Genomic DNA, 6,531 nt, shown 5'->3' with positions numbered 1-6,531 from the left:
GGGGTGTGGTCACGCGCTACATGATAACCGGCATTGTCATGTAGTCATGGGATCGCACGGATCGCTGGCGATCACGGGAGATCACGAGTCTGTATCGGTTCGTTCACGGCTTGTGACGACGCTGGGCCAGTACGCCCGCCTGCGCAGCAAGGACCGGGCCGCCGCGGCCGCCGCGCTCCTGGCGCTGCCCGCCGCCCATGCCGCACCGCCAACGCTCCTCGCCGAGGCCCGCGCCGAGCTGGACGGCGGCGGGCAGGTCAGTGGAAGGTGATGTGGATGTCGACGTGCCGGGGCAGCACGTCGACGAGAAGCCACACGACGAGCCCGCCGACGATCGCGTAGAAAAGGGTGCCGAGTTTCGAGGCCGGGTTCGGCCAGGACGACCAGCGCCGCAACGGCGGGCTCATGCCGACTCCTTCCGCAGCTCTGACCGAATAACGAGCACCAAGCGGGGGAGTCCGAGGATTGCGCTGATGAGCCACCGTGCCCGTGACCACCGCGTGGGGAGATCGAGCAGGTACGCCTGCTGTTCCTCCAACCAGTCGGCCCGTTCACAAGTCGGGATGAACCGGCTTGCGTAACACAAGGATCGTCTCGACCGAGAGTTGTTAGCGGCGGCAGGGGCGTAGTCCTCGACGGGGTTCCACGTCCCAGTCTTGTCGTCCCATAGCCTCAACCCGAAATCAGCGACGCTGCCGCCGTCGGAATTGAGAAGCTCCAGAAACGGCTCGGTCTGACCTGTCCCGCAAGTCGACACGCTCACAAGGATCGGGATAGCCCCCAGCCGCTGGAGCTCACTCTCTCCGATCAGCGACCACTCAATCCCATCGTGGGCTTCCATCAGACGTCTCCCCCATCCGGTGCCGGGCGAGTGAATCCAAGCGGTTTGGAAGCTCCAGCGCTGATCTTTGCGAGTTCGATTGCGGCTAGTTCGGCGCCCTTGCTGGTGAGCTTGTAGAAGCGGCGTCGGGGTCGCCCGGCCTGCTCAGAGATGTCGTCGGACTCCCAGTACCGTTCGATCCATCCGGCCTTCCTCAGCCGCTCCAGCAGTGGGAAGAGGGTGCCGTTGGGCAGGCCGCTGCGGCGGGTGAGCTCCAGCCCGTAGAGGCCGTGCTGGAGGACAGCGGGATCTCGTTCTCCGTCGTTGAGGCGACCGAGGAGGATGCGCAGCACCGTCTGAGTGTGCTCGGTCATCCGGGGTTCCTTCATGGCCAGCAATCTATCTAGGTAGACGGAATTTGTCTACTTAGGTAGAGAGATGTGCTTCAGGCCCTGCGTTGGCGGGCCGGGACGTTAGGTCACCTGGCCTCCTACGGTGCCCCGCAGGCCAATCCCAGCACGGGGACCGAGGGGGCGCGGCACCATGGACGGCACGGCGGTACGGCTGGAGCGCAAGCGCGCGAGCATCGGTGCGGTGCTGGAGTGGAAGGACTCCGCTGCGACGCCATCTCCCGGCGGCGCGGTGCTCGATGGCCCTTCGGGCGTGGTAGTGGCGCTGGTGTCGGCCACTGGCGTGGTCGACGACGACGGCGACATCATCGAGCCGGGCGCCTACACCAAGACGCTCGCGCGGCGGCGCCCGAAGATCGTGTGGCATCACGATCTGAAGACCCCGGTCGGGCGGACCTTGGAGATCGAGGAGCTGCTGCCGGGCGACCCGCGGCTGCCGAAGACGACCCGCGACGGTCACGCATGGCCGGCGGAAGCGGGCGCGCTGATCGTCACCAAGCAGTACAACCTGCGGACCAAGCGGGGCCGCGAAACCTACGAGGACGTGCTGTTCTACTCCGAAAGCGGCGAGCAGGAGTACTCCATCGGGTACGCCGTGCCGCCCGGCATGTCCAGGCGCGGCCGCGACGGCGTCCGGCGAATCAAGGAAGTCGACCTGTACGAGATCAGCCCCGTGTTGTTCGGCGCGAACGGCCTCTCGGGGACCCTGGCGGTGAAGAACGCCACCCCCGGCGGCGATCACGACTCCAGCGGCGATCCTGGCGGGTGGCTCGACGAGACGGAGGGCCCTGCGCAGGACCCGGCGGTGCCGCACGCGTTCATGCCCGCGCCCAGCGCGGCGACCAGCGCGCTCCCGGCGGTGTGCGTGGTGTGCCGCCAACCGGCGAACGCCCTCATCCACGCCGCCGCGGACGACGGCCGCGAGATGGAACGCAAGTGCTTCAACGGCGACGGCGGCCTGGGCGCGTCGATCCACCCGGCCGGGTCATGGGAAGAACGCCGCGACATGCTCCGCGACGCTCTGCATAACTTCCTCACCGACCCCGACCCCGACCCCGTCGACGCGCCGCCCGCAGCGGCCGGGGGGCCGGCCGGGCAGGGGGCGGTGACCTACCCGCTGGACGACACCGACCAGGGAACCGACGCTCCCCGCTGGGTGAGCGTGGAAATCAACGGCACGTGGCCTGACCGTGTCATCGCCACCCGCTACGGCATCAACCCCACCGGGGCCGCGCCGCTGGTGGAGTCCTACGAGATCCCCTACGAGATCATCGACGACACCGGGGAGATCGAGCTCGGCGAGCCGGAACCGGTGAAGCTGACGATCACGCCGATCCCTACCGACCTGCCCGGCCTGGAGGACCCGGACGAGGACGGCGAGATGGTGTCGCCGCTGCCGGGCATGCTGGAGGAGGCGGCCGCGACCGCGAAGGCGCTGTACGGGCTCACGCCCGACCTGGAGACCAAAGCCGGTCGTGTGCTGTCCGGGCTGAACGCGCGGCGTCTCCGCGCGGCCGTGGAGCAGCTCATCGCGGTGCTGTACGCCGCCGGTGTCCCCATCACCCGGCCGGTTGATGACGACGCGCGGGTGGATGACCCCGACGTCGACGACGAGGTCGACGCTGCTGGCGCGGACCTGGCGATGGCGGTCGCGGGCGACCAGGTGTCCACGGCGCCGTCGGCGCGGACGCACCGCAAGCAGCTCCTCGACCCGGCCGCGTACGCGGCGAGTCTGCGCACGTTCCTGGACGTCCACTCGTGACGCGGCTACCGGGCGGTGCCGGTCCAGGTGATCGGGTCGACCGGTTGCGGCGGCGCCGGGGTGATCTCCGGGGTGAGTTCCACGACGATGCCGGTGAGGGACGGGGCGACCAGGCCGGAGGAGATGAGGCGGGTCTTGCCCGGCAGCAGTGGCCCGTCCCCGAGGGTCTCGGTGCCGGCGGTGCCGGGCTCGTCCATCATGATCCCGGCCGCTTCGGTGTCGTTCGGGTCGGTCGTCACTGAGTGAGTGGATCCGGTCAGCTTCACCGGCTGGCCGGTGCCGTTGTGGATCTTGTAGGTCGCGGTGAACCCGCGCCAGGACGCCGGCTTGTCGATCGACGTCGGGTCCAGGCTGGTCTTGGACGCCGCCTTCAGCGCGACGAGCTGGATCTTCAGCCCCGCAACCTCGACGGTCTCCCCCACCTTCTTGGGCGGTGCGAGGGTCGGGGCCGGTTCGGCGCCCTCGGTGTAGTCGTCGTTCGGGGCCGTCGACGCGGGCCCTGATGGTCCGGCCGCGGCCGGGTCGCCGCTGTCTCCGCAGCCTGCGGTGATCAACGTTATGGACAGAGCCGCGGCCGCGGTGACGCGCAGGCCGGTGGACGACTTCACACCTATCCCCTCCCCGGGATGGGCCGCGAGCCCGAGCAGGGGTTCCCCGGGCACGGTCGGGGCGGGACGCGGTGATCAACGCCGGAGCGTACGACCTGGACACCCCTTACCGGGGTCAATGGCCGTTTACGGCCGGTTCGCGGGGGTGCGTCACCGACGCGACGTTAACCATGCCGGTCCTCTACCTTCCGCAGGAGTTGTGTCGTCCCGGTGCTGACCGGGCGAGCGACGAGTCCAGTCGTACACCCAAGCGGCCCGCGCCCACGTGAGCGCGCCGCGCACCGGTCCGCGCCGTCGAGCGCCCGGGGCCGCACATCTGTTTCGGGGGAGCCACCAGGCCCGCCACGAGCATGAAGGAACTCCGCGCCGCGCTGGAGACCAAGTTCGCGCAGATCGAGCAGGTCTCCAATAGGTTCAAGGACGAGACCGGCAAGGGCCATTTCGTCATCTCCACCGGCTGGCACAAGTCCTACACCGCGGCGATCAGTGAGGCCGAGCTGATCAAGGCCGCGATCATCACGGAAGAGAAGGCCGCAGGGCTCCACGAGTTCTTGAACGCCTGAAGTCAGCTCATCCGCGCGGACCTGTCCAGCGCGGACCTGGAGGGCGCGAAATTGCAGCACATCAGGGGAAGTCAGCGGAGAAGGTGCGCCGCGCGACCAGTAGCGACTCGCTCGCGAGGGTGGGGCCGAGATGCCGCAAGTGTGAGCGCGGGAGCATTTTCTGGACGTCGGTCTCTGGGCGGTATCGCCGCAGGTCGTTGGTGTGTACAGGAAAGTACACCTTTCCGGACGAGGCTCCTACCTGACCGCCTCCAGGTTCCCCCGTACCGCCTCGGTGAGGGGATGGTCCTCTCCCAGCACCCGCTGGCAGTCGGCCAGGGTCGCCTCCAGCAGCGGGATCGCCCGTCTCAGATCACCCGCAGACCCATAGGCGGCGGCCAGGTTGTTGCGGGAAGCCAGGGCGTCAGGGTGGTCGCCGCCCAGCACCCGCTCCCGATCGGCCAATGTCGCCTCACACAGCGGGATCGCCCGACCCAAATCACCCGCCGCCTCATAGGCGGTGGCCAGGTTGTTGCGGGAAGCCAGGGTTTGGGGGTGGTCGCCGCCCAGCACCCGCTCCCGATCGGCCAACGTCGCTTCATACAGCGGGATCGCCCGACCCAAATCACCCGCCGACTCATAGGCGTAGGCCAGGTTGTTGCGGGAAGCCAGGGCGTCAGGGTGGTCGCCGCCCAGCACCCGCTCCCGATCGGCGAGCGTCGCCTCGTGTAACGAGATCGCCCGTCTCAGATCACCCGCCGACTCATAGGCGTTGGCCAGGTTGTTGCGGGAAGCCAGGGTGTCGGGGTGGTCGCCGCCCAGCACCCGCTCCCGATCGGCGAGCGTCGCCTCATACAGCGGGATCGCCCGACCCAAATCACCCGCCAGTTCACAGGCGCTGGCCAGGTTGTTGCGGGAAGCCAGGGTGTCGGAGTGGACGCGGCCCAGCACCCGCTCCCGATCGGCGAGCGTTGCCTCGTGTAACGAGATCGCCCGTCTCAGATCACCCGCCGACTCATAGGCGTTGGCCAGGTTGTTGCGGGAAGCCAGGGTTTGGGGGTGGTCCTCTCCCAGCACCTGTTGGCAGCCAGTCAGGGTCTGTTCCAGCAGCGGGATCGCCTGCCCCAGGTCACCCGCCGCCTGGTAGGCGCTGGCCAGGTTGTTGCGGGAGGTCAGGGTGTTGGGGCGGTCGCCGCCGTAGAGTCGCTGGTTGGTGGCGTGGGCACGTTCGTAGTAGGCGATGGCGCGGGCGATGGCGCCTTGCTCGCGCAGGAACCCGGCGGCGCGGTCCAGCAGGTGACTGGTTGCGGCGGTGTCGGTGGTTGTGTCGGTGCGTTCCGCCAGGGCATCGATGTGCGGCAGCAGGGCACGCCAGGCCGGCCTGGCTGCCGGGTCGCCGACGTCGGCGGGGCGTGCGTGGTGGAGCAGGGTGGTGGCCTCCTGGCGAGCGTTGTCGATGTCGCCGGGTTGGCGGTGCGGGTCGCCGCCCTCATCGACGGCACGCGGGTCGGGGGTGCGGGCAACGGCTTGGACGAGGCGGTGCACAGTGATGGCGTCGGTATCCAGGGTGATCATGTTGTAGGCGGCCAGGTCTCCCAGCGCCGTGACCACCTCGGCCGGGTCGGCGACCGGGTCCAGCAGGGTGCGGGGGATGGCTTCGGGCGCCCACCACGCCATGATCCGCAACAGGGCCCCGGCCAGCGGGGTGCCCTGGGTGAGGGTGTCCAGGGTGATGCGCCAGATCCGGGCGATGCTGCGTTCGGCGTCGCTGCCGCGGACGGCCCGGTCGTACATCACCGCCGGGTTGTGCCGAAGGAGTTCCAGGTAGGCCGCCGGTGTCAGCCGGGATTGGTGCAGGAAGCCCGCGGCCTGCTCGATTGCCAGCGGCAGATACCCCAGTTCCCGGCATAACGCGGCGGCATCAGCCATCTCAACGTTGGCGGCGCCGGTGGCGCTGCCGGTGATGCCGGCCAACAGCTCAGTAGCCTGCTGCTCGGTCAACACGTCCAGGCGGATCACGCGAGCCCCCAGCCGGTGCCATCCCTCGGCCAGCCGGCTGGTCACGATCACCCGGCCGGGCAGGTCCCGGTTCAGTAGCGGCGCCACGTGGGCGGGGTCGGTGACGTTGTCCAGCACCAGGATCCACCGCTGGTGGGTGCGCAGCCACGCGACCGCGTGCGCGATCCCGGTCTCCAGCGGCTGCCCGGCCAGCCCCGGCTCCAGTGCCACCGCCAGCGCGTGCAGGCCGGCCTCCAGGGCCGCGGGGGTGTCGGCCGTGATCCACCACGCCACGTCATGGCCACGCAGATGGGTGCGGGCCCAGTACGCCGCCAGGGTCGACTTGCCGACCCCGCCCAGCCCGTGCACCGCCTGCACCACCACCCCGCCC

At 69.4% G+C, this 6,531-nt stretch carries 8 protein-coding genes; 3 read left to right on the top strand and 5 right to left on the bottom strand.

Features of this window, described 5'->3' with window-relative positions; all coding sequences use genetic code 11:
• Positions 1–112: 112 nt before the first annotated feature.
• Positions 113–271, top strand: coding sequence for a hypothetical protein (locus E1264_RS44165; protein ID WP_165964605.1), 159 nt, complete (start codon positions 113–115; stop codon positions 269–271).
• Here E1264_RS44165 and E1264_RS44160 read toward each other — a convergent pair.
• From E1264_RS44160 to E1264_RS38650, 3 genes are read right to left on the bottom strand one after another with little or no spacing between them, the layout of a single operon-like run.
• Positions 258–407 (bottom strand): hypothetical protein, encoded by a 150-nt coding sequence (locus E1264_RS44160; protein WP_165964604.1) that lies wholly within the window; start codon positions 405–407, stop codon positions 258–260. The two genes, E1264_RS44165 and E1264_RS44160, sit on opposite strands and share 14 nt — an antisense overlap.
• Complete coding sequence (locus E1264_RS38655) at positions 404–841, bottom strand: hypothetical protein (protein ID WP_132181888.1); 438 nt, start codon at positions 839–841, stop codon at positions 404–406. The genes E1264_RS44160 and E1264_RS38655 overlap by 4 nt, the downstream gene beginning before the upstream one ends.
• Positions 841–1,194 (bottom strand): helix-turn-helix transcriptional regulator, encoded by a 354-nt coding sequence (locus E1264_RS38650; RefSeq protein WP_165964603.1) that lies wholly within the window; start codon positions 1,192–1,194, stop codon positions 841–843. Before E1264_RS38650 ends, E1264_RS38655 begins: the two co-directional genes overlap by 1 nt.
• 169 nt (positions 1,195–1,363) lie before the next feature.
• Here E1264_RS38650 and E1264_RS38645 point away from each other — a divergent pair, with 169 nt between their 5' ends.
• Complete coding sequence (locus E1264_RS38645) at positions 1,364–2,992, top strand: hypothetical protein (protein ID WP_132181884.1); 1,629 nt, start codon at positions 1,364–1,366, stop codon at positions 2,990–2,992.
• A 5-nt stretch (positions 2,993–2,997) separates the two neighbouring features.
• Here the strand turns inward: E1264_RS38645 and E1264_RS38640 are convergent, their stop codons facing one another.
• Positions 2,998–3,600 (bottom strand): hypothetical protein, encoded by a 603-nt coding sequence (locus tag E1264_RS38640; protein WP_207936810.1) that lies wholly within the window; start codon positions 3,598–3,600, stop codon positions 2,998–3,000.
• A gap of 350 nt (positions 3,601–3,950) precedes the next feature.
• Between E1264_RS38640 and E1264_RS38635 the strand changes: the two genes are divergently transcribed.
• The gene (locus tag E1264_RS38635) at positions 3,951–4,163 is read left to right on the top strand and encodes a hypothetical protein (protein WP_132181880.1); all 213 of its coding nucleotides are present in this window, start codon (positions 3,951–3,953) and stop codon (positions 4,161–4,163) included.
• 237 nt (positions 4,164–4,400) lie between these two features.
• Here E1264_RS38635 and E1264_RS38630 read toward each other — a convergent pair.
• On the bottom strand, positions 4,401–6,531 hold a 2,131-nt coding region (locus E1264_RS38630; protein ID WP_132181878.1), incomplete at its 5' end, for a tetratricopeptide repeat protein.

The sequence above is a fragment of the Actinomadura sp. KC216 genome (assembly GCF_004348535.1).
Lineage (GTDB): Bacteria > Actinomycetota > Actinomycetes > Streptosporangiales > Streptosporangiaceae > Spirillospora.
This window is presented reverse-complemented; position numbering and strand designations above follow the sequence as displayed.